Annotated in this window: 18 protein-coding genes; 10 read left to right on the top strand and 8 right to left on the bottom strand. The window is 68.4% G+C overall.

Annotated features, from left to right (window positions below):
• Positions 1-7 precede the first annotated feature (7 nt).
• A complete protein-coding gene (locus ACTWQN_RS28680) occupies positions 8-277 on the bottom strand; it encodes a UBP-type zinc finger domain-containing protein (RefSeq protein WP_443206713.1) in 270 nt (89 codons plus the stop codon).
• A 108-nt stretch (positions 278-385) separates the two neighbouring features.
• On the opposite strand from ACTWQN_RS28680, the gene ACTWQN_RS28675 reads away from it, so the two are divergent.
• Complete coding sequence (locus ACTWQN_RS28675; protein WP_443206712.1) at positions 386-1951, top strand: Na+/H+ antiporter; 1566 nt, start codon at positions 386-388, stop codon at positions 1949-1951.
• Positions 1952-2053: 102 nt separating this feature from the next.
• Here the strand turns inward: ACTWQN_RS28675 and ACTWQN_RS28670 are convergent, their stop codons facing one another.
• Positions 2054-2797: an IclR family transcriptional regulator gene (locus ACTWQN_RS28670; protein WP_443206711.1), complete on the bottom strand. Its 744-nt coding sequence runs from the start codon at positions 2795-2797 to the stop codon at positions 2054-2056.
• 219 nt (positions 2798-3016) lie between these two features.
• Between ACTWQN_RS28670 and ACTWQN_RS28665 the strand changes: the two genes are divergently transcribed.
• Entirely contained in the window at positions 3017-4216 is a 1200-nt protein-coding gene (locus ACTWQN_RS28665) for an NAD(P)/FAD-dependent oxidoreductase (protein ID WP_443206710.1), read from the top strand.
• Between the two features lie 54 nt (positions 4217-4270).
• Here ACTWQN_RS28665 and ACTWQN_RS28660 read toward each other — a convergent pair whose 3' ends face one another.
• From ACTWQN_RS28660 to ACTWQN_RS28645, 4 genes are all read right to left on the bottom strand, one after another.
• Positions 4271-4894, bottom strand: a complete 624-nt coding sequence (locus ACTWQN_RS28660) for a sarcosine oxidase subunit gamma (protein WP_443206709.1) — start codon at positions 4892-4894, stop codon at positions 4271-4273.
• Entirely contained in the window at positions 4881-7733 is a 2853-nt protein-coding gene (locus ACTWQN_RS28655; RefSeq protein ID WP_443206708.1) for a 2Fe-2S iron-sulfur cluster-binding protein, read from the bottom strand. Before ACTWQN_RS28655 ends, ACTWQN_RS28660 begins: the two co-directional genes overlap by 14 nt.
• 142 nt (positions 7734-7875) lie before the next feature.
• Positions 7876-8142 (bottom strand): sarcosine oxidase subunit delta, encoded by a 267-nt coding sequence (locus tag ACTWQN_RS28650; protein ID WP_443206707.1) that lies wholly within the window; start codon positions 8140-8142, stop codon positions 7876-7878.
• A 212-nt stretch (positions 8143-8354) separates the two neighbouring features.
• Positions 8355-9581, bottom strand: a complete 1227-nt coding sequence (locus ACTWQN_RS28645) for a sarcosine oxidase subunit beta family protein (RefSeq protein WP_443206706.1) — start codon at positions 9579-9581, stop codon at positions 8355-8357.
• 86 nt (positions 9582-9667) lie between these two features.
• Between ACTWQN_RS28645 and ACTWQN_RS28640 the strand changes: the two genes are divergently transcribed.
• From ACTWQN_RS28640 to ACTWQN_RS28620, 5 genes are all read left to right on the top strand, one after another.
• Positions 9668-10324, top strand: coding sequence for a GntR family transcriptional regulator (locus ACTWQN_RS28640; RefSeq protein ID WP_443206705.1), 657 nt, complete (start codon positions 9668-9670; stop codon positions 10322-10324).
• A gap of 277 nt (positions 10325-10601) precedes the next feature.
• The gene (locus ACTWQN_RS28635; RefSeq protein ID WP_443206704.1) at positions 10602-13082 is read left to right on the top strand and encodes a GcvT family protein; all 2481 of its coding nucleotides are present in this window, start codon (positions 10602-10604) and stop codon (positions 13080-13082) included.
• Positions 13083-13192: 110 nt separating this feature from the next.
• Positions 13193-14389, top strand: a complete 1197-nt coding sequence (locus ACTWQN_RS28630; RefSeq protein ID WP_443206703.1) for a glycine cleavage T C-terminal barrel domain-containing protein — start codon at positions 13193-13195, stop codon at positions 14387-14389.
• A 384-nt stretch (positions 14390-14773) separates the two neighbouring features.
• Complete coding sequence (locus ACTWQN_RS28625) at positions 14774-15616, top strand: methylenetetrahydrofolate reductase (protein ID WP_443206702.1); 843 nt, start codon at positions 14774-14776, stop codon at positions 15614-15616.
• A complete protein-coding gene (locus tag ACTWQN_RS28620) occupies positions 15613-17310 on the top strand; it encodes a formate--tetrahydrofolate ligase (RefSeq protein ID WP_443206701.1) in 1698 nt (565 codons plus the stop codon). Before ACTWQN_RS28625 ends, ACTWQN_RS28620 begins: the two co-directional genes overlap by 4 nt.
• An 80-nt stretch (positions 17311-17390) precedes the next feature.
• Here ACTWQN_RS28620 and ACTWQN_RS28615 read toward each other — a convergent pair whose 3' ends face one another.
• Together ACTWQN_RS28615 and ACTWQN_RS28610 are read right to left on the bottom strand one after the other, a co-directional pair.
• Positions 17391-17591: a DUF397 domain-containing protein gene (locus tag ACTWQN_RS28615; RefSeq protein ID WP_443206700.1), complete on the bottom strand. Its 201-nt coding sequence runs from the start codon at positions 17589-17591 to the stop codon at positions 17391-17393.
• 19 nt (positions 17592-17610) lie between these two features.
• Entirely contained in the window at positions 17611-17997 is a 387-nt protein-coding gene (locus ACTWQN_RS28610) for a Scr1 family TA system antitoxin-like transcriptional regulator (RefSeq protein ID WP_443206699.1), read from the bottom strand.
• Positions 17998-18245: 248 nt separating this feature from the next.
• Here ACTWQN_RS28610 and ACTWQN_RS28605 point away from each other — a divergent pair, with 248 nt between their 5' ends.
• The 3 genes from ACTWQN_RS28605 to ACTWQN_RS28595 all read left to right on the top strand — a co-directional run bounded on the left by ACTWQN_RS28605 (position 18246) and on the right by ACTWQN_RS28595 (position 20828).
• On the top strand, positions 18246-18647 hold the full coding sequence (locus ACTWQN_RS28605) for a helix-turn-helix domain-containing protein (RefSeq protein ID WP_443206698.1): 402 nt from the start codon (positions 18246-18248) through the stop codon (positions 18645-18647).
• 162 nt (positions 18648-18809) lie between these two features.
• The gene (locus tag ACTWQN_RS28600; RefSeq protein ID WP_443206697.1) at positions 18810-19082 is read left to right on the top strand and encodes a hypothetical protein; all 273 of its coding nucleotides are present in this window, start codon (positions 18810-18812) and stop codon (positions 19080-19082) included.
• 45 nt (positions 19083-19127) lie between these two features.
• A complete protein-coding gene (locus ACTWQN_RS28595; RefSeq protein WP_443206696.1) occupies positions 19128-20828 on the top strand; it encodes an alpha/beta hydrolase in 1701 nt (566 codons plus the stop codon).
• Positions 20829-20848 lie beyond the last annotated feature (20 nt).

Here is a 20848-nt window from a genome sequence, read left to right as displayed (position 1 = left end):
TACAACCTCAACCGAGCCGTTCGTCGAGGTAGCACCAGGTCCAGGACTCGCCTGGTTCGAAGGAGCGGATGACCGGGTGGTTGGTCTGCCGGAAGTGCGCGGTGGCGTGCCGGTTCGGGCTGGAGTCGCAGCACCCCACGTGTCCGCACTGCGTGCACATCCGCAGGTGCGCCCACACGTCCTCGCCCGCCGCGAGGCAGTCTTCGCAGCCGTCTTCGCTGCTGGGTGTCGGCTCGCGAGCGGCCGCCGCGAGCAGGTGCGCACAGCTACTGGACATCGGAACCTCCTGGTGGCGAGCGCGGTATCAGCGGCTCGAACGACAATGTCGTGTCGAACGTAGTCACTGGTCGCGGCCTTCGCAGCGACGCCCGGTACGGGAGAGGAAATGCACGAGTTACCCGAACTGATGGCCCTGCTCGTCGGGGCGCTCGCCGTCACCGCCGTCGCCCGGCGGGCGGGCCTTTCCGAGCCGTTGGCGCTCGTCGTGGTGGGCCTGGCGGTGTCGGCCATTCCCGGCGTGCCGGACTACGCGATCGATCCGAACGTGGTGCTGCTGCTGATCCTGCCGCCGCTGCTGTACTCCGCGGCCTTGAACAGCTCCACCATCGGCATCCGCGCCAACCTGCGACCGATCGGATTGCTCGCGTTCGGGTTGGTGCTGTTCAGCACGGTGGTCGCCGGGGTCATCGCGTGGTGGTTGGTGCCGGGCATGCCGCTGAGCGTGGCGCTGGTGCTCGGCGCGGTCATCGCGCCACCGGACGCGGTCGCGGCGACCTCGATCGGCCGTCGGCTGGGACTGCCGCGCAAGATCATGACTGTGCTCAGCGGGGAGAGCCTGGTCAACGACGCCGCCGCGCTGACCGCCTTCCGGGTGGCCGTCGCCGCGGTGATCGGCACCGGCTACTCGCTGCTGGCCGGGGTGGGCATGTTCCTGCTGGCCACGGTGGGCGGCGTGGCGATCGGCTACGCCTTCGGCTGGATCGTGCACCGGTTTCGGCGGCTGCTGCGCGACGACATGCTGGAGAGCGCCGTCGGACTGGTCGTGCCGTTCTTGGCCTACCTGGTCGCCGAGGAGGCGCACACCTCCGGGGTGCTGGCCGTCGTGGTGGCCGGTCTCTACCTGGGGCATCACGCGCCCTCGGGCAGCGCGGCGACCCGCCTGCAGGACCGGGCGGTGTGGAGCGCCGCCGACACCCTGCTGGAAGCGGTCGTGTTCGCGTTGATCGGCCTGCAGTTGAGCAGCGTCGCGGCGAGCGTGTCGACCGACTTCGGGCCGCTGCTGATCGCCGGGGCGGCGCTCACCGCGGGCCTGGTGCTGGCCCGCGGCGCGTGGGTCTTCCTGGTGATGTACCTGCCGGAACTGCTCAGGCGCCGCAGTCCCAACTGGCAGCACAAGGTGATCGTGTCGTGGGCGGGGATGCGCGGGGTGGTGTCGCTGGCCGCCGCATCGGCGATCCCGACCGCCACGCTGGCCGGTGCGCCGTTCCCGCACCGCGACGAGGTGCTGTTCCTGACGTTCTTCGTGACGCTGGCGACGCTGCTGCTGCACGGCACCACGCTGCCCTGGCTGATCGGCGCCCTGGGCGTCCGGGGCAGCGAGGACTACACCGACGCGCTCGCCGAAGCGGAAGCCCAGCACAACGCCGCCCGAGCCGCGCGGGAACGGCTCGACGAGCTCACCTCGGAATCCGAGCCGCCCGGCGACATCGTGCAGCGGCTGCGCCGCTCGGCGGAGCAGCGCAGCAACCGGGCTTGGGAGCGACTGGGCCGGTCGGCGGACGAGCTCGGCGAGAGCCCGACCGAGGCCTACCGCCGCCTTCGGGGCGAGATGCTCGCCGCCGAGCGCGCGGTGTTCATCCAGTTCCGCGACAACCGCCGCATCGACGACGAGGTGCTGCGCCGCGTCATGCACCAACTCGATCTGGAGGAACTCTGGCTCTCCCGCGACTGAAACGCCGTTCGGGTGAACGGTGAGGGGCACCCGTGACCAAGTTACTTGGTCACGGGTGCCCCTCACCCCGTCCTCATCGTTGTGAACGCGCGGGAAGTTCAGCTAGGCGAGGAAGCCGAGTTGGGATGAGAGTTCTTTGGCGGCTACGCGCATCGCGCCCACCACGTCGCGCATGCGTTTGCGGGAGAAGCGGTACGACGGGCCCGAGGCGCTGAGCGCCGCGATCACGTCGCCCTCGTGGTTGTGCACCGCGACGGCCGCGGCGTTGAGCCCGAGTTCGAGTTCCTCGTAGCTGGTCGCGTATCCGTCGCGGACGATCAGCTCGAAGTCCTTGCGCAACTGGCCCGCATTGGTGACAGTTCGAGTCGTGTACCGCTCCAGCTGCCGGACCAGCAACTCGTCCTGGTCATCCGGCGGTGCGTGCGCCAGCAGCACCTTGCCGCTGGACGTCGCGTGCAGCGGGGTGCGCTGCCCGACCCAGTTGTGCGCCGTGACGGCCGCGGTGCCCCGGGCCTGGCTGATGTTGATGGCGACGTCGTTGTCCCGGATCGCGATGTTGACCGTCTCGCCCAGGTCCAAGGCCAGCTGCTCGCAGAACGGTCGGCCCAGTCGAGGCAGGTCCATCCGCTCGGTCGCCGCCCCGGCAAGCCGCACGATGCCGAAGCCGATCGCGTACTTGCCGCGTTCGCCCAGCTGCTCCACCAGACCTCGTGATTCCAGCACGCTGACCAGCCGGGAGGCCGTCGACTTGTGTACTCCCAGCTCCCCGGCGATCTCGGTGATGCCGGCTTCTCCGTTGCGCGCCAGCAGTTCCAAGACGGTCACAGCCCGATCAACGGACTGCACCAGAGCGCCAGAGCTCCTTCCGCGTGATTCAGCTGCGCTACCCACCGGTCAACCGTATCCGTTCGAGGTGCACATACCGGAACCATCCGTTATCCCTCTTGACGTTGTCGCAACAAAAGGGTCAGATTTGTTGCACATACTACGCGCTGTTCCTCATTGTGCAACGGAGGTCGGCTTGTTGTCATTTACGGGAGCTGCGGCGCCCGCCGTGATCGAAGTATGAACACGGTTGCCGTCGTCGGCTCCTCGGTGGCCGGCTGGCGGGCGGCGCAGGAACTGCGCGAACAGGGCTTCGACGGGCGGCTGGTGATCATCGGCGCGGAACCGCACCGGCCCTACGACCGGCCGCCGCTGTCCAAGGAGTTCCTGGCCGGCACGCTGCAACCGGAAGATCTCGCGCTGGGCAGCGAGCAGGAAGAGGCCGACCTCGCCGCCGAGTGGCGGCTGGGCACCGCCGCGGTCCGGCTGGACGCCCGGCGCGGGGCGGTCGTGCTCGCCGATGGCAGCGAGGTCCGCGCCGACGGCGTCGTGCTGGCCACCGGGTCGGTGCGGCTGAGCCTGCCGGGCTGCGGGGAATCGCCTGGTAGCCACCGGCTGCGGACCGTCGACGACGCGCTCGCGCTGCGCGGCGACATCCGCGCCGGGGCTCGCGTGGTGGTCGTCGGCGGCGGGCTGATCGGCACCGAGATCGCCTCCACCTGCCGGTCGCTGGGCGCCGCGGTCACCCTGGTCGACGCCCAGCACCTGCCGTTGGCGCGGACCCTGGGCATCGAGTTGGCGCCGCTGTGCTTCGCGCAGCACGAGGACCACGGGGTGCGGGTGCGCTGCGGTACGCCCGCCACACGGGTGCTCGCCGACGACCGGGTCACCGGCGTGGAACTCGCCGACGGGCGGGTGATCCCGGCCGATGCGGTGGTCGTCGAGGTCGGCGCGGAGCCCGCCACGCGTTGGCTGCGCGGCTCCGGGTTGAAGCTGCGCGACGGCGTGGTCACTGACTCCGGGTGCGTCACGGCGCTGCCGAACGTGGTGGCGGTCGGCGACATCGCCCGGTACCAGCCGGTGCACCGGCCGCACACGGTGCGCAGCGACTACTGGTCGACCGCGATGAACCAGCCCCCGGTCGCGGTGCGCAACCTGCTCGCCGGGCGGACCGTGGCCGCCTACACCGGAGTGCCGCACTTCTGGTCGCGGCAGTACGGTTCGACGCTGCAGTTCGCCGGGTACGCGGGGCCGAAGGACAAGATCACCATCGTGGACGGTTCGCTGAAGGCGCGCCGGTTCGTCGCGACCTACCAGCGCGGCGGCCGAACGATAGCGGTCTTCGCCATGAACAGCCCCAAGCAGTTCGCCGCGCACCGCCGCCGCCTCAGCACCACGCTGTCACCCCCGACCCCAATCCCCTCCCACTCGGGTAGGTGATGAGTGAAGGGCACCTTTGACCGACTATGCCGGTCAAAGGTGCCCCTCACCTGTTCAACAATCTTCGTGGGTGGCGTCGAGGAGTAGGTCTGCCAGGTAGTTGGCGAAGGAGTCGCGGACGAGGATCCGGTAGGTGGGTTCTGGGGTCAGCTGCCAGAGGATGGCTTGGGTTCGGCCGAGCATGGTTTGGGCGCAGTGGCCTGGGGTGAAGGCTCTGGGGTGCAGGTCCAGGGAGCAGATCTTCTCCAGGGCCGCTCGGGCCATCGGGCCGGACAGGCGCAGCGTGGTGCGGTTCGCCGAAACGTCCACCGTGGATCCGAGTGAGTCCGACATGGCGGTGCGCACCGATGCGATGAGCTGATCGGCGTGGCCGTCGGGGGCCACCAACAGCCACTCGTCCGGGCCGAGCCACAGCGCCGCACCGTGCTCGTCGCCCGACACCAGGTTCGGTTCGTGGTGCGGCAGCGCCAGGTCCAGCGCGTGCTCGATCCTGGCCACCGCCGGGCTTCCCGCGTGCACCCGCAGGTTGACCTGGGTCAGGAACGGTTCCTCGGCCAGTCGGACACCACGCGGCCCGTCGGTGCTGCGCGCGGCGAGCTCCGCCGCGCGGTCGGCCAGCGGACTGCGACGCAGCGGCAGGGTGCCGATCCGGGGATCGGCGGGACTAGCGACCGTCACGGCGGGCTCCTTCCTCGTCGTAGAACACCGGCTTGGTCACCTCGACCGGGATCGACCGGCCGTCGACCGGCACGTGCAGCACCTCGCCGATGCGCCGCTGACCGCCGCGGACCAGGGCCATCGCGAAGGTCCGGTCCAGGATCGCGCTGCGGTAGCTGGAGGTGACGTGCCCGAGCATCGGCACCGGCGGCTCCAACGGCATCGCGGGGCCAATCGGATCGGGGGGTTCGACCAGGTGCGCACCCTCCGGCAGCAGTTCCGCCGGATCCACCGGCAGCAGCCCGACCAGTTGCTTGCGGTCCTCGCGCGCGGTGTCGGGCCGGGTGAACGAACGCTTGCCGATGAAGTCCTTGCGCTTGGACACCACCCAGTCCATGCCCAGGTCGTGCGGCGTCACGGTCCCGTCGGTGTCCTGCCCGACGATCACGAAGCCCTTCTCGGCCCGCAGCACGTGCATGGTCTCGGTGCCGTAGGGCGTGATGCCGAAGTCCTGGCCCGCCTCGTGCACCGCCTCCCACACCGCCAGGCCGTACCAGGCGGCCACGTTGATCTCGAAGGCCAGCTCGCCGGAGAACGAGATCCGGCAGATCCGGGCCGGGATCCCGTTGCCCAGCACGGTTTCCCGGAACTCCATGAACCCGAACGCCGCCGCCGAGACGTCCAGGTCCGGCGCCAGGCGGGCCAGCACCTCCCGGGCGTCCGGCCCGACCACCGCCACCGTGGCCCACTGCTCGGTCACCGAGGTGCAGTGCACCGCCAGGTGCGGCCACTCGGTCTGCAGCCACTCCTCCAGCCAGTCCAGCACCGCAGCGGCGTTGCCGGTCGTGGTGCTCATCAGGTAGCGGTCCTCGGCCAGCCGCATCGACACGCCGTCGTCGAAGACCATCCCGTCCGCGGTGCACAGCACGCCGTAGCGGGCCTTGCCGACCGGGAGCTTGGCGAAGGCGTTGGTGTAGATCCGGTTCAGGAACTCCGGCGCGTCCGGCCCGACGATCTCGATCTTGCCGAGCGTCGTCACGTCCATCATGGCCACCCCGGTGCGCGCCGCCAGGCATTCCCGCCGCACCGCGGCCGCCATGTCCTCACCGGGACGCGGGTAGAACCAGGGCCGCTTCCACTGGCCGACGTTCTCGAACTCGGCGCCGTGCGCCACGTGCCAGGAGTGCATCGGGGTGGTGCGCACCGGGTCGTGCAGCCTGCCCCGATCACGTCCCGCCAGCAGCGCGAACGACACCGGCGTGTAGGGCGGCCGGAACGTCGTGCTGCCCACCTCGCCCGGCGATTCGGCCAGCAGTACATCGGCGATGACGCCGATGGCGTTCACCGCGGACGTCTTGCCCTGGTCGCTGCCGGTGCCGATGGTGGTGTAGCGCTTGACGTGCTCGACCGAACGCAGCCCGGCACCGACCGCGCGCCAGACGTCGGCGACCGTGGAATCCCGTTGCAGGTCGACGAAATGGTCCGTCCACTGTGCTGGGTCACCGGACTCCCCCGGCACCAGCCACAGCGGACGGGGCTGCGCGACGGGCCGGTCACCGGTCACCGGCGGAACCGGTGGCGCGGCCACCCGGAAGCCGCTGGCGGTCGCCGCCTCGGCCCCGGCGGACAGACCCTGGGCGAGGCAACCGGCGAGGTCGTAGGTGCCGCGCGCGGCCCCGATCACCCTGGGCAGCCCGGCTTTCTGCACCGGCACGAACCCGGCCACCAACTGGTCCCAGCGCAGCGTGCCGCCCGCCTGGCCGAACAGGTGCACAGCGGGGCTCCAGCCGCCGCAGACCGCGAGCAGATCGCACCCGAGGTCCACCGGAGTCCCGGCGAGCAGCCCCTCGTCGTCGATCGCGGCGATCCGCGCGGCAGCGATCCGCAGGTCCCCGGTGGTGTCGAGGACGGCCGAACCGGTCAACACCTGCGCGCCCAGCGAACGGGCCTGCTCGACGAGTCGCCGCGGCGGTTGCGGCCGGGTGTCGACGACCGCGCGCACCCGCGCGCCCGCGGCGGCCAGGTCGAACGCGGTCAGGTAGGCGCTGTCGGACGTGGTCACCACGACCGCTTCCCGACCCGGCAGCACGGCGAACCGCTTGAGGTAGCTGCGCACCGCCGAGGCGAGCATGATGCCCGGCCGGTCGTTGTTCGCGAAGACCATCGGCCGCTCGTGCGCGCCGGTGGCCAGCACCACGCGCTGGGCCCGCACGTGCCACAGCCGCTGGCGGTTGTGGCGGCGCTCGGCGATGAGCAGGTAGTTGTGGTCGTAGTGGCCCACCGCGGTGGCGCGGGTGAGCACCCGAACCTCCGGGAGGTCGACGAATTCCCGGACCGCGCGGGAGATCCACTCGTCCGCCGTCCGGCCGTCGATGCGCTCGCCGCCGTCCAGCAGCGACCCGCCGAGTTCGCGGCCCTGCTCGACCAGCAGCACCCGCGCGCCGCTGCGCCCGGCTGCCAGCGCCGCCGCGATCCCGGCTGGCCCGGCGCCGACCACGACGACGTCGGCGTGCACGTACTTCTTGTCGTAGACCGTGGGGTCGGGGGCGTTGCTGAGCCATCCGATGCCGGAGAGGCTCGCCACCTGCAACCCGTCGTGGAGCTCCAACTGCGTCGCGGGCACCAGCGGCTCCGGACCACCGCTTAGCACCTGCACCAACGCGTTCGGCTCGGTGCAGTCGGCCGTGACGATGCCGCGCGGCCGGTCGCGGTAGATCGAAGGCCCGACCTCCATCCGGTCGCTGGCCAGCAGCGCCGACGCGAGCGTGTCGCCGGGATGGCCGGTGAGCTGGATGCCGTCGAAGGTGAACCACAGCGTGCGGGTGCGGTCGATGCGACCGCCCGTCCCGAGGCGTGTCATGGCTGGTCAGTACCGCCTCTCCGCGATTCACAGTGGTGGTTGCGTGCAGCACGAATCTCCCGTTTCGGGGTTTCGCGTGGCTGGTTTGCGTCACGTTCCCCTGAGGTGCGGTTCGGGAGGACTGAGGTTGACGCAAGGGGTGTCATGGCGCCACCTTTCCGGCTGTTTCCGGGTACATCTCGTTGGTCGCGGTGTCGCGGACGACGTTGAACCAGCGGCGGCAACCCGCGGTGTGCGTCCAGCGCTCGTGGAACAACCCGCGCGGGTTGTCGCGCACGAACAGGTACTCCGACCAGGCGGCGTCGTCGATGTCGGCAGGGCTGTCGGGGTAGTCGACGTGGGCCTGACCGCCGTAGTGAAACTCGGTCTCGTCCCGATCCCCGCACCAGGGGCAGCGAATCAGCAGCATTGCGGGCTCCGTTCTCCCGTCGACTTCTTTGCGGGCATACCCGAGTTGGGGCCGTAGAACTGCCGATTTCGCGCGAAATCGCCACTCGTTCCCCACGGGAGGCGACGATTTCGCGCGAAATCGCCCACCCCCGCCGGGCGAGCCCCCAGCCACTTCGAAGGCCGGCTCCGAGATTCCGCCACCCGTACCGCTACGCAAGCCATAACAGTCCTTCAGTGGGCGACGGCGGCGGCGCCGTGTTCGTCGATCAGGGCGCCGGTGGTGAACCTTTCGAGTCCGTAGCGAACGTTGAGCGGATGCGGCCGACCGGTGGCGATGGTGTGCGCGTAGACCCAGCCCACGCCGGGGGTGGCCTTGAAACCGCCGGTTCCCCAGCCGCAGTTGAGGAACAGGTTCTCGACCGGGGTGGGCCCGATGATCGGCGAGGCGTCCGGCGTGACGTCCACGGTCCCCGCCCAGGTCCGGATCACGTGCGCCCGCGCGAAGATCGGGAACAGCTCCAGCGCCGCGGCCATCTGGCGCTCGATCACGTGCACCGAGCCGCGCTGGCCGTAGCCGTTGTAGGAGTCGATGCCCGCGCCGAGCACCAGCTCGCCCTTGTGCGCCTGGCTGCAGTAGACGTGCACGTGGTTGGACATCACCACGCACGGGTGGATGGGTTCGAGCAGTTCCGACACCAGGGCCTGCAGCGGGTGGCTCTGCAACGGCAGCCGCAGCCCGAGCGTGTCGGTCAGCAGCGTCGTCCGCCCGGCCGCCGCGAGCGCGACTCGGCCCGCGCCGATCGGGCCGCGCGAGGTCTGCACCCCGGTCACCCGGTCGCCGTCGGTCTGGAACCCGGTCACCTCGCAGCCCTGGATGAGGTCCACGCCCATTTCGTCGGCCTTGCGGGCGAACGCCCACGCAACGTGGTCGTGCTTGGCGATCCCGCCGCGACGCTGCAACGTCGCGCCCAGCACCGGGTACCGGATGTCCTGGGAGAGGTTCAGGATCGGGCACAGCTCGGCGATCTCGGCGGGCCGCACCCATTCCGCGTCGACCCCGTTGAGCTGGTTGGCGAACACCCGGCGCCGGGAGTCGCGGACCTCCTGCTCGGTGTGCGCGAGGTTGAGCACGCCGCGCTGGCTGAACAGGAAGTCGTACTCCAGCTCGGCGGGCAGCTGCTCCCACAGGTTCAGGGCGTGGTTGTACAGCGCCGCGCTCTCGTCGAAGAGGTAGTTGGAGCGGATGATCGTGGTGTTGCGAGCCATGTTGCCACCGGCCAGCCAGCCGCGTTCGAGCACCGCGACATCGCGGATGCCGTGATTGCGCGCCAGGTAGTAGGCCGTCGCCAGACCGTGGCCGCCGGAGCCGACGATCACCACCTCGTAGTGCCGCTTCGGCTCCGGGTTGCGCCACAGCCTGGGCGGCGGCTCGGGCAGGACAGGACGTGTCAAGACCACGGCTACCTCCAGGACGACCAGGGAACATCTAGAAGTAGAAGTTGAACGACAACTGATATATCAGTCTTTCGGGTAGGCTACGAGACGTGTCCGCAGCCGTCAATTCCCGTTCCGGCGACAACCTGTCGCAGGCCGAGCGCGCGTACCTGACGTTGCGCGACCTGATCCTGACCCTGCGGCTGCCGCCCGGCTCGCCGGTGCAGGAGGAGCCGCTGACCACCGAACTCGGCATCGGACGCACCCCGTTCCGGGAAGCCGTCAAGCGCCTGGAGGCCGAGTCGCTGGTGGCGATCTACCCACGCCGCGGCAGCTTCGTCACCGAGGTCAACATCACCGACCACGCGCTGATCGCCGACGTCCGCCGCCGCCTGGAGGGCCACGCCGCGCGCCGGGCCGCCGAACGCGCCACCGACGCCGAACGGTCCGAACTGGACGAACTGCGGGTACTGGCCGAAAACCTCGGCGGCGAGCAGCCGGTGATCATGGACGTCGACTCGCGGGTGCACCGCACCATCTACCGCTGCACCCACAACCGCTACCTCGAAGGCACTCTCGGCCAGTACTACAACCTGGCGCTGCGGATCTGGCACCTGTTCTTCGACCGGTTGCCGGACGTCTCCGAACACGTCGGGGAGCACAGCGAACTGCTCAAGGCGGTCATCGCCGCCGACGCCGACCGCGCGGACCGCATCGCGGTCGCCCACGTCGACCACTTCGAGCAGGCCATCCGCCAACTGATCTGATCCGCTGCCCGCCCGAGAGCGCCGCGCCCGCGAGCGGCAGAGCCCGTGGCTGTTCGCAGATCAGGCCGCATTCCCTTAGCCCATAACGGGATCCGCCTTGATCCATTCGGCGGGTCGCTGCCGCCCGGAGGCCACGGTGCGTGGCCTCCGACCCGATCCGCGACCCGGTAGATCGACGTTCAAAATGACTCGCCCGTGTCCTTGACGCGGCCCATGGTCAAAGCGCACTGTTGCGTTTAACGCAGGGAGTTGTCGTAGACGCAACAGGGCGGCAGCGATGGATTCGAGCGCTGAAATCCTCCTTGTCGGGGCGGGCATCGTGGGGTGCAGCACCGCTTACCACCTCGCGCGCCGGGGCATCACCGACGTCCTCGTCGTCGAGCAGGGGCCGCTGTTCGCCACCGGCGGCTCCAGTTCCCATGCGCCGGGCCTGGTTTTCCAGACCAACCCGTCGGAGACGATGAGCCGCCTCGCCGCCCGCACGGTGCGCTGCTACGCCGGGCTGGAACTCGACGGCCGCCCCTGCTTCCACCAGGTCGGCGGGATCGAGGTCGCCGCGACATCGCAGCGCTGGGCGGACCTGGAGCGCAAGCTCGGGTTGGCGACCGCGTGGGGCATCCAGGGCGAGCTGCTCGATCCGCGGCAGATGCACGAGCGCATCCCGCAGATCGATCCGGCGCGCATCCACGGTGGCCTGCACGTGCCCACCGACGGGATCGCCAAACCGGTCCGCGCCGCCGAAGCGATGGCCCGCGAAGCGCGGCGGCTCGGCGTGCGATTCGCCGGTAACACCGAGGTGATCGGGTTCGACGTGCAGGACGGACGGATCCGCGCGGTGCGCACCTCCGGTGGCGACGTGGCGGTGCGGACCGTGCTGTGCTGTGCGGGGATCTGGGGCCCGAAGATCGGTCGGCTGGCCGGGGTTTCCATCCCGGTGCAGCCGCTGGCGCACCAGTACGCGGTGACCAGCCCGGTGCCCGGCCTGCCGCCGGGCACCGACGAGGTGGACCAGCCGATCCTGCGGCACCAGGACAGCTCCATGTACTTCCGGCAGATCCACGACCGCTACGGCATCGGCTCCTACCAGCACCGCGCGATTCCGGTGAACAGCAACGACCTGCAGCCCACCGCCGCACCCGGCGCGGGCGCGGAGGCACCGTCGGAGGGCGGCGGCTGGAAGGGCATGGCGTCGGTGCACCCGTTCACCCCGGAGGACTTCGCCAAGCCGTGGGCCGACGCCCGCGAACTGCTGCCGGTGTTGCGGCGCACCGAGATCGCCGAAGGCATGAACGGCCTGTTCCTGTTCACCGCGGACGGCATGCCGGTGCTCGGACCGTCCAACGAGATCGAGAACTTCTTCGTCGCCGAGGCGGTGTGGATCACCCACGCCGCCGGGGTCGGCCGCGCGATGGCGCAGTGGCTGACCGGCGAAACGCCCGACATCGACCTTCGGCAGGCCGATATCCGCCGCTTCGAGGACTTCGCGCACAGTCCGTCCTATGTGGCCGAGCGCGGTGCGCAGAGCTTCCGCGAGGTCTACGACATCATCCACCCGCAGCAGCCGCCGGAGCACCCGCGCCCGCTGCGCACCAGCCCGTTCCACGACCGCCAGCGCGACCTGGGCGCGGTGTTCCTGGAGGCGAACGGCTGGGAGCGACCGCACTGGTATGAGAGCAATAAGTCCCTGGTCGACGGCCGGGACATCGTCGAGCCTGGGCTCTGGGCAGGGCGCTACTGGTCCCCGATCGTCGGCGCCGAACACCAGGCCACCCGCGAGCGAGTTGCGATGTATGACATGACTTCCCTTCCTCGGGCGGAAGTCCGCGGGCGAGGCGCGCTCGACCTGCTGCAACGGCTGACCACCAACCAGCTCGACCGCCCACCCGGCTACGTCACCTACACGCTGATGCTGGACCGCACCGGCGGCATCCGGGCCGACATCACGGTGGCCCGGCTGGACCGGGACACCTTCCAGGTCGGTTGCAACGGGCCGCGCGACATCGCCTGGCTGCGGCGGCACGCCGACGAGACCGCGCAGGTCCGCGACATCACCGGCGGCACCTGCTGCATCGGTCTCTGGGGTCCGCGAGCCCGTGACGTGCTCGCCGCGCTGGCCGACCGGGACGTCTCGGCCGAGGCATTCCGGTTCTTCCGGGCCAAGCGACTGTTCGTCGGCGAGGTGCCGGTGCTGGCGCTGCGGTTGTCCTATGTGGGCGAGCTGGGCTGGGAGCTCTACACCTCCGCCGAGTTCGGCCGACGGCTGTGGGACCTGCTGGCCGCCGCCGGTGCCGAGCACGGCATCTTCCCCGGCGGCCGGGGTGCGTTCAACGGCCTGCGCCTGGAGAAGGGCTACCGCGCCTGGGGCGCGGACATGTGGAGCCTGCACGATCCCGACGAGGCGGGCCTCGCCTTCGCCGTCAAGGCGGACAAGGGCGAGTTCATCGGGCGAGACGCGTTGCTGCGGCGCCGGGAGCGGGCACCGCAGCGGCGGTTGTGCTGTCTGACGATCGACGACGGCACTGTGTTGATGGGATCCGAGCCGGTGTTCGCCGATGGATCCGGTGGTGGGGCAGTCGGTTTCACCACGAGCGCCGGTTACGGCTACAGCGTCGGAGCGAGCCTCGCCTACGCGTGGCTACCGGCCGACTGCTCCGGTGCGGGCACCCCGGTGCGGGTGTCCTACTTCGACCAGCGACATCCGGCCACGGTCGTCGCTGATCCCGTGTTCGACCCCGAGATGACCCGAATGCGCCGCTGATCGGCGCATTCCCCCTACCAGATCTGCAAACCGCCCGGCCGTGGCGATCGGCCAGTGGTGTGGGTATCGCCTACCCACATCCCGCTACTCGGACCCATTAGGAGCAAGCCATGAGCATTAACCCGAACCCCGGTGTCCTGCTCTACCCGCGCATCCGGAAGTCGCCGTTCTTCTACGCCTCGCGGCGGCACGGCGTCGGCCTTTACAGCGTCTACAACCACACCTACCACGCCCGCCACTACGGCGACCCGATCGGCGAGTACTGGGCGTTGTTGGAAGGCGTGACGCTGTGGGACGTCGGCGTCGAGCGGCAGGTGGAGATCACCGGACCCGACGCGTTCGAGTTCACCAACATGCTCGTGCCCCGAGACCTCACCAAGTGCAAGGTCGGGCAGTGCAAGTACGTGTTCGTCACCGCCGAGGACGGCGGCATCATCAACGACCCGGTGCTGCTGCGGCTCGGCGAGAACCACTTCTGGCTGTCGCTGGCCGACAGCGACGTGCTGCTGTGGGCGAAGGGCCTGGCGCACAACCTCGGGATGGACGTGCGGATCCGCGAGCCCGACGTGGCCCCGGTGCAGGTCCAGGGACCGAAGTCGCGGGATGTGCTGGTGGATCTCTTCGGTGAGTCCATTTTGGACGTTCCGTACTACTACGCCGTGGACCGGGAGCTCGACGGCATGCAGGTGGTGGTGTCGCGCACCGGCTACACCGCCGAACTCGGCTACGAGATCTACCTGCACAACGCCAGCCGGGACGGCGTCAAGCTGTGGGACACCATCTGGGAGGCCGGGCGGCCGCACGACCTGTCGGTGATCGGACCCTGCCACATCCGCCGCATCGAGGCCGGAATCCTCTCGTGGGGCTGCGACATCACCTACGACACCAATCCGTTCGAGGTGGGCTACGGCTTCGAGAAGACCTGGATGGTCGACCTCGACCAGGAGGCCGACTTCATCGGCAAGGACGCGCTGTGCCGGATCAAGAACGAGGGCATCTCCCGCAAGCTGGTCGGCGTGGAGATCGGTGGTCCGAGCGTGGGTTCGTTCAACGACGGCGAGATGATCGACGTCTTCGACGTGCACGACCCGCACGGGCTGCGCATCGGCGAGGTCACCTCGGCCTGCCACTCGCCGCGCCTGGGGCGCAACATCGGCTACGCGATGGTGCCGATCGCCTACCACGAGCTGGGCACCGAGCTCGTGGTGCACACCCAGCACGGCCCGCAGGAAGCCGTAGTCGTCGAGAAGCCGTTCCTGGACCCCACCAAGGACATCCCAAAACGCCTGGCACGGGCAACGGTGTGAGAGGACTGTTTTAAATGGCTTGCGCAGCGGTGCGGGTAGCAGACCTGGCGATTTCGCGCGAAATCGCCACCCGCCCCGCGTGGGAGACGGCGATTTCGCGCGAAATCGCCCACCTCACCCGAGGCGAACGGCCCGACACGACCACTTCAAAAACAGGCACTCAGGCAGTGCCTGTGCGGGGACACCCCGCACCCCGGGCGATCTCGCTCCGGGATCCCCGACATCATGTATGTCCGATACACCACGTCGAGGCTGTCCTCCCAGAGAACGCCAGTGGGCAGAGTCTGAGAACCCGCGGCGGCGCGAGTTGCTCAGGTGGGCTAAGCGGCTGCGCCGCTTGAACAGAGCAAATTGAAACGAGGAGCCGCCGGGGAGGTGAGTGCGATGGACGCCAACGTCGAGCAGTTGCGGCAGTCGCTGCTGAACGCGCGGTTCGAGGTGCTGCCGCTGCGGGGTGTCGAGGTGGAGGCCGAACTGCTGCCGCCGGGCACGACGGTGACCGTCACGTCGTCCCCGACCAAGGGCACCGAGGCGACCTTGGACGTCGCCGCCGGGCTGCTGGGCCGGGGGCTGCACGTGGTGCCGCACCTGGCCGCCCGGCTGATCGCCGACACCGCGCACCTGACGGCGCTGCTGGACCGCGTCGAAGGGCTGGGGTTGTCCGAGGTCTTCGTGGTGGCCGGGGATTCGCCCGAGCCGCTGGGCGAATTCCCGGACGCGCTGGCGCTGCTGCGCGCGATGGACGAGTTGGGGCGCAAGCCGATGCGGGTGGGCATCACCGGTTACCCCGAACGCCACGCGTTCATCTCCGACGCCTCCACCATCCGGGCCATGACCGAGAAGGCCCGCTACGCGGATTACATCGTTTCGCAGATCTGCTACGACCCCCTCGCGGTAGCGTCGTGGGTGAAGGACGTGCGCACCCGTGGCCTGCTGCTACCGATCTACATCGGGGTGCCGGGAGTGGTGGATGTGCACCGGCTCTTGCGGATCTCGTTGAAGATCGGGTTGGGTGAATCGATGCGGTTCTTGCGCAAGCAACACGGCGTAGTGTCGAAACTGCTCAGCCGCTACACGCCGGAGGAGCTGTTCGACGAGTTGGCCCCCTACCTCATCGACCCCGCCCGCGGCATCGCGGGCTGGCACTTCTTCACCTTCAACGAAATAGCGAAGACGGTGCAGTGGCGGCACGACATGGCCGCCAGACTCCGGGAGGTTCCCGCATGAGCATTCCGTCCGACCTGGACATCTCCCGTGCCACCGCGCTCCGGCCGCTGGAGGACATCGCAGCGCAGCTGGGCATCGGTGCACACCTGCTCGAACCCTACGGGCGCAGCGTCGCGAAGATCTCGCTGGACGCGCTTGAGGAGCTGTCCGACCGGCCGACGGCCCGCTACATCGTGGTCTCGGCGATCACGCCCACCCCGCTGGGCGAAGGCAAGACCACCACGACGGTGGGGCTCGGCCAGGCGTTGCGCCACCTCGGCAAGCGGTCCGCGGTGGCGATCCGGCAGCCGTCGATGGGCCCGACGTTCGGCATCAAGGGCGGCGCAGCGGGCGGTGGGTACAGCCAGGTGGTGCCGATGGAGGCGCTGAACCTGCACCTCACCGGCGACATGCACGCGGTCACCGCGGCGCACAACCTGCTGGCCGCGATGCTGGACAACCACCTGCACAAGGGAAATTCGCTGGACATCGACCCGCACCGGATCACCTGGCGGCGGGTGCTGGACATCAACGACCGGGATCTGCGCAACATCGTCACCGGCCTCGGCGGGCGGCTCGACGGCACCCCCCGGCAGACCGGCTTCGACATCACCGCGGCCAGCGAGGTGATGGCGGTGCTGGCGCTCGCCACGTCGTTGCAGGACCTGCGGCAACGGCTGGGCCGCATCGTGGTCGGCTACACCCGCGACGGGGAGCCGGTCAGCGCCGAGCAGCTGCGCGCGGCCGGGGCGATGTCGGTCATCATGCGGGAGGCGATCAAGCCGAACCTGATGCAGACCACCGAGAACACCCCGGTGCTGGTGCACGCGGGCCCGTTCGGCAACATCGCGCACGGCAACTCGTCGGTGGTGGCCGACCGGATCGCCAGTCGGTGCGCGGACTACCTGGTCACCGAGGCCGGGTTCGGCGCGGACATGGGCGCCGAGCGGTTCTTCAACATCAAGTGCCGCACCTCGGGGCTGCGCCCGGACGCGGCGGTGCTGGTGGCGACGGTGCGTGCGCTGAAGGCGCATTCGGGGCGGTACAAGGTGGTCGCGGGCAAGCCGCTACCGGCGGCGATGCTCGCGGAGAACCCGGACGACGTGCTGGCCGGGGCGGCGAACCTGCGCAAGCAGATCGACAACATCCGGTTGCACGGGGTGTCCCCGGTGGTCGCGATCAACGCGTTCCCCACCGACTACCACAGCGAGCACGAGGCGATCCGGCAGGTGGCCGAGGCCGAAGGGGCTCGGGTGGCGGTCAGCAGCCACTTCTCCGAGGGCGGCAAGGGTGCGCTGGAACTGGCCGAAGCGGTGGTGGCGGCGGCCGAGGAGCCGAACGGATTCCAGCTGCTGTACCCGGATTCGGCGGACCTGCGGACCAAGATCGAGACGATCGCGACCAAGGTCTACGGCGCGGACGGGGTGTCCTACCTCCCGGCGGCGGCCCGCGCGCTGGACAGCTACGAGGCGAACGGCTTCGGCAGCCTCCCGGTGTGCATCGCGAAAACCCACCTGTCGCTGAGTTCGGACCCCACCCTGCTCGGCGCGCCAACGGGCTGGACCCTGCCGGTGCGCGAGGTCCGCGCCTCGGTGGGCGCGGGATTCGTGTACCCGATCTGCGGCGAAATGCGCACCATGCCAGGCCTCGGCTCCCACCCGGCAGCCGAGAACATCGACATCGACGAACACGGCCAAATCATCGGCCTCAGCTGAGTGAACTTTTCGAGGTGAAGGGCACCTTTGACCGGCATAGTCGGTCAAAGGTGCCCTTCACTCATCACCGGATCGGGTGCTCAGATCAGATCGAAACGACCGGACTTGATGCTGCTGACAAGGCTCTCGAACGCGGTGTCCGATGTGCCGAGAACCGGCGATGATTCACCTAGTTTCGAATCGCGCACAAGGGCTAAACCAGGCAGGTTCGTCGCGACTTCAACGCAGGCGTTCGCCTGTCCCGAACGGCTTGACTTCTTCCACATGGGGTCGAGGCGCACCGTAATACTCCTTCACACGTTAGTGGTGTTCGCGGGCGATGCTACGCAGCAGATCGGCTGAGCGGTCTTCTGGAAGAGCTCGGGCCTGCAACGACGCGAAAAGACGTGCCAACTCGGCCACATCCCTAATGTCGTCGATGACGTGCCCACCAAGCGGTGTGTCGCTGTAGGCAACATCGCTCTGGCTGGGAACAAATCGGCCGCAGCATGGAGGCGGCGAAGACGCGTTGACTGTTAGGTATCTGGTCGCACGAATCGAGCCGAAATCGGCAGCGGCCGTGATCGATTTTACGAACCGACCACGATCCGCAGGACTCCGGCCGACGACGTCGACGAAGATGCCTGGCTTCGCACACTTCCGCTCAAACGACGAGCGCACGCATGATCCGCTGTTGCTGCGCCGCATTCTCGCTGAACTGCGGCACACATGGACCGGCTCGGTGCTGGCAGCATTCCCTCCCCGACACCCAGCACCGAGCCACCCGGCCGGGCGGCCAACAGCCCCTCGAAACCGCCCGGCCGGACCCACCTCCCGGCGCACAGCTAAATGGCCGACTCGTATCGTGGTGGTATCGGGACGCGGCAATCCGCCGCAACCGACTCCCGAATGCCGGAAGCCTCCCCTTTTCACTCGAACCTGGAAGACATTGCGTCATGCCGAGCTATCTCACCACCCGCACCGAAGAAACCCTTGCACGGCGGATGGCTACCGACTACCTCGAACACGGTGTGTCAATCCGCGTGCTGATGTTCCAGGAAGGGCTGTCTTACGGTGCGGTACATCGGTTACTGACCAAAGTGGCCGGTGTCGAGCTGCGGCGACGCGGTGGTCCGGATAATCACCCAGCGGTGCGCAGCGAGTTCGACGACCTCGATGATAATCGCCGCGACCAACTCTCTGCCAAGTGCGCCGATGCCTTCGCGCAGGGCACCCGGATTGCCGAACTTGCCCAGAAACTCGACCTGTACCCGTTGACCGTGCAGCGCCTGCTCGAACATGCCGGGGTCGCCCCGCTCCGGTTGCTCGACCGAGCACCGCGCCGTAGCCGTTCCTAACGCGGCCCCGAGATATCTGGCCACCTCAGCGCCCCGCAGCAGATCCGCCTGCTGCGGGGCGCTGCTCTGTCCGAGTGAGGTAAGCAGCGGATTGGGTAGAAATCAACACCACTCGTAGTTGCTTCGCTACCGTCCGATCATCACAACGATCATGGGATCGGGATGAGCGTCAGGATCGATCCAGTAAAGCTCTCCGAAATAGCGGGCAGTATCGAGCGCTCGACTGACGAACTGGCCAAGGCGCAGCCGCTTCCACCAGGAGATGCGGGGCCGTCCAGTGCGGCGGTATCGGCGACCGTGGCCGATCTACTGGGCGCCGCCGCCGGATACGTAGAGACCGTGCACAGAGGTGCGGCGGACCTAGATGCCAACAAAGCGACATACAGCGGCATTGATGACAGCACCGCCGGAATGTTCGACCAACTGGGGCGGTAGCAGATCATGACTTTGAATACGTGGGTTGCGGGAAACCCTGACACGATGCGCGCGTATGCGCGGCAGGTCCACAGCTTCGGGCCCCATACAGAGCGCGTAGCCACCGGCCAGTACACAGCACGGAATCAGGCTGCCAGCGAGTGGGAAGGCGAAGCATCAGAAGCGTTCCAGCGCTGGGCCGCCCAACAGGGCCGCGACGGCGACGCACTGGCTCAACTCTTCCCAGCAGTAGCGCGCGCTGTAGACGCGTGGTGCGGCCGGATCGACACCGTGAAATCGCGTATGGAGCAAGCCGAACAGGTCGCGCAAGAAGGCCAGTTGAAGGTGCTCACACCGCTGATCTATCCACCCAAACCGCTTCCCCCGGCTTCGCAGGACATCAGCCTGCCAGGAAAAGACCTTTCACCAACGCCGGAGGAGGCAGCGGCAGCCAAATTGCTTGAAGCCAAACAAGAAGCCGCCTTCACCGAGGCCCGAGAAACCGTCCGACACGCGCGGCACCTGGAACGCAACGCCCACGAAAAGCTCGTCCAAACTCTGACTTTGATCAAGGAGAACCTCAAGAACATTCCCCAGTCATCCGCTTGGGAGCAGACCGGTGCGCTCCCCACAAGTCCCGCCGCAGAAGCCTTGGCCAACGCAGCCACTTTGGTGGAGAACCGCGCCGCAGAGGCCACCAAGGGCATGTTCGAGCAGGCCATACAACAAGGCCCGGCGGCCACGCAAGCTATGTGGACATCGCTGTCGGCGGCCCAGCAGACGGATCTGATCGACCGATATCCCCAGATGGTGGGTAATACCAACGGCGTACCGATCTTGTTCCGAGACCAAGCGAACCGGAGACTGCTGCCGACAAGTCGCGAGGAGGTCCTTCGCAAGCTCAACGACGTTCGGCAGGCCCAACGCCAAATCAGTGACCCGAAAGACCCGGTTGCGCGCCAACTGGCAGAAAAGTCCGCCCAGCTCAACGAAGCCCTGAAAGGAATCCGGGACTTGGAGACTCACCTCACGCAGAGTGAGACGTACCTCATCGGCTTCGATCCAACTGCCGACAGCCGAGGCCGCGCCATCGTCGCCAATGGAGACCCGGACACGGCGCAGCATGTGCTGACCTACGTGCCCGGCACATTCTCGGACCTTGGTGGCGTCAACCACGACCTGGCGAACAACCGAGCGATCTTCGACCGGGCTCAACAGCTGGCACCTGAAGGTCAGAAGGTGGCGACGATCGTGTGGGAGGGCTACGAGTCACCGCCGAACTTGGGCGAAGCTGGCAAGGACTACTACGCGAACAACGCCAAACAGGACCTGTCGGAATTCCAGCAAGGACTCCGGGTCACCCACGACGGCGCACCGTCGCACAACACCGTCCTAGGCCACAGCTACGGATCGACCGTTGTCGGCTATGCAGCCCGCGATCACGGTCTGCACACCGACGACATTGCGTTCCTGGGATCGCCAGGAGTCGGCGTCGACAACGCTCATGATCTGGGCGTGCCACCCGAGCGAGTGTGGGCAGGGACCTCGGAGGCCGACTCGATCAACAGCGCCGGACCTCCCGAAATCGCTGACCGGCTCGATGGGGTTGACGACCAATGGTTCGGAGTCAGCCCGTCCGACCCGACCTTCGACGGCAATGTCATCCCCACCGACCCCACCACAGCGCACTCGGACTACTGGAAGAAACCCCAGACCGTCGACGAACTCGCCCGAATCGTCAGCGGCCAGAAAGACGTACAGCGATGACCTCCACGAACCGAGAAAGC

The sequence above is a fragment of the Saccharopolyspora antiqui genome (genome assembly GCF_052246905.1).
Classification (GTDB): Bacteria; Actinomycetota; Actinomycetes; order Mycobacteriales; family Pseudonocardiaceae; genus Saccharopolyspora.
The sequence above is the reverse complement of the archived record's forward strand: the minus strand, read 5'-3'. Positions and strand labels throughout refer to the sequence as shown.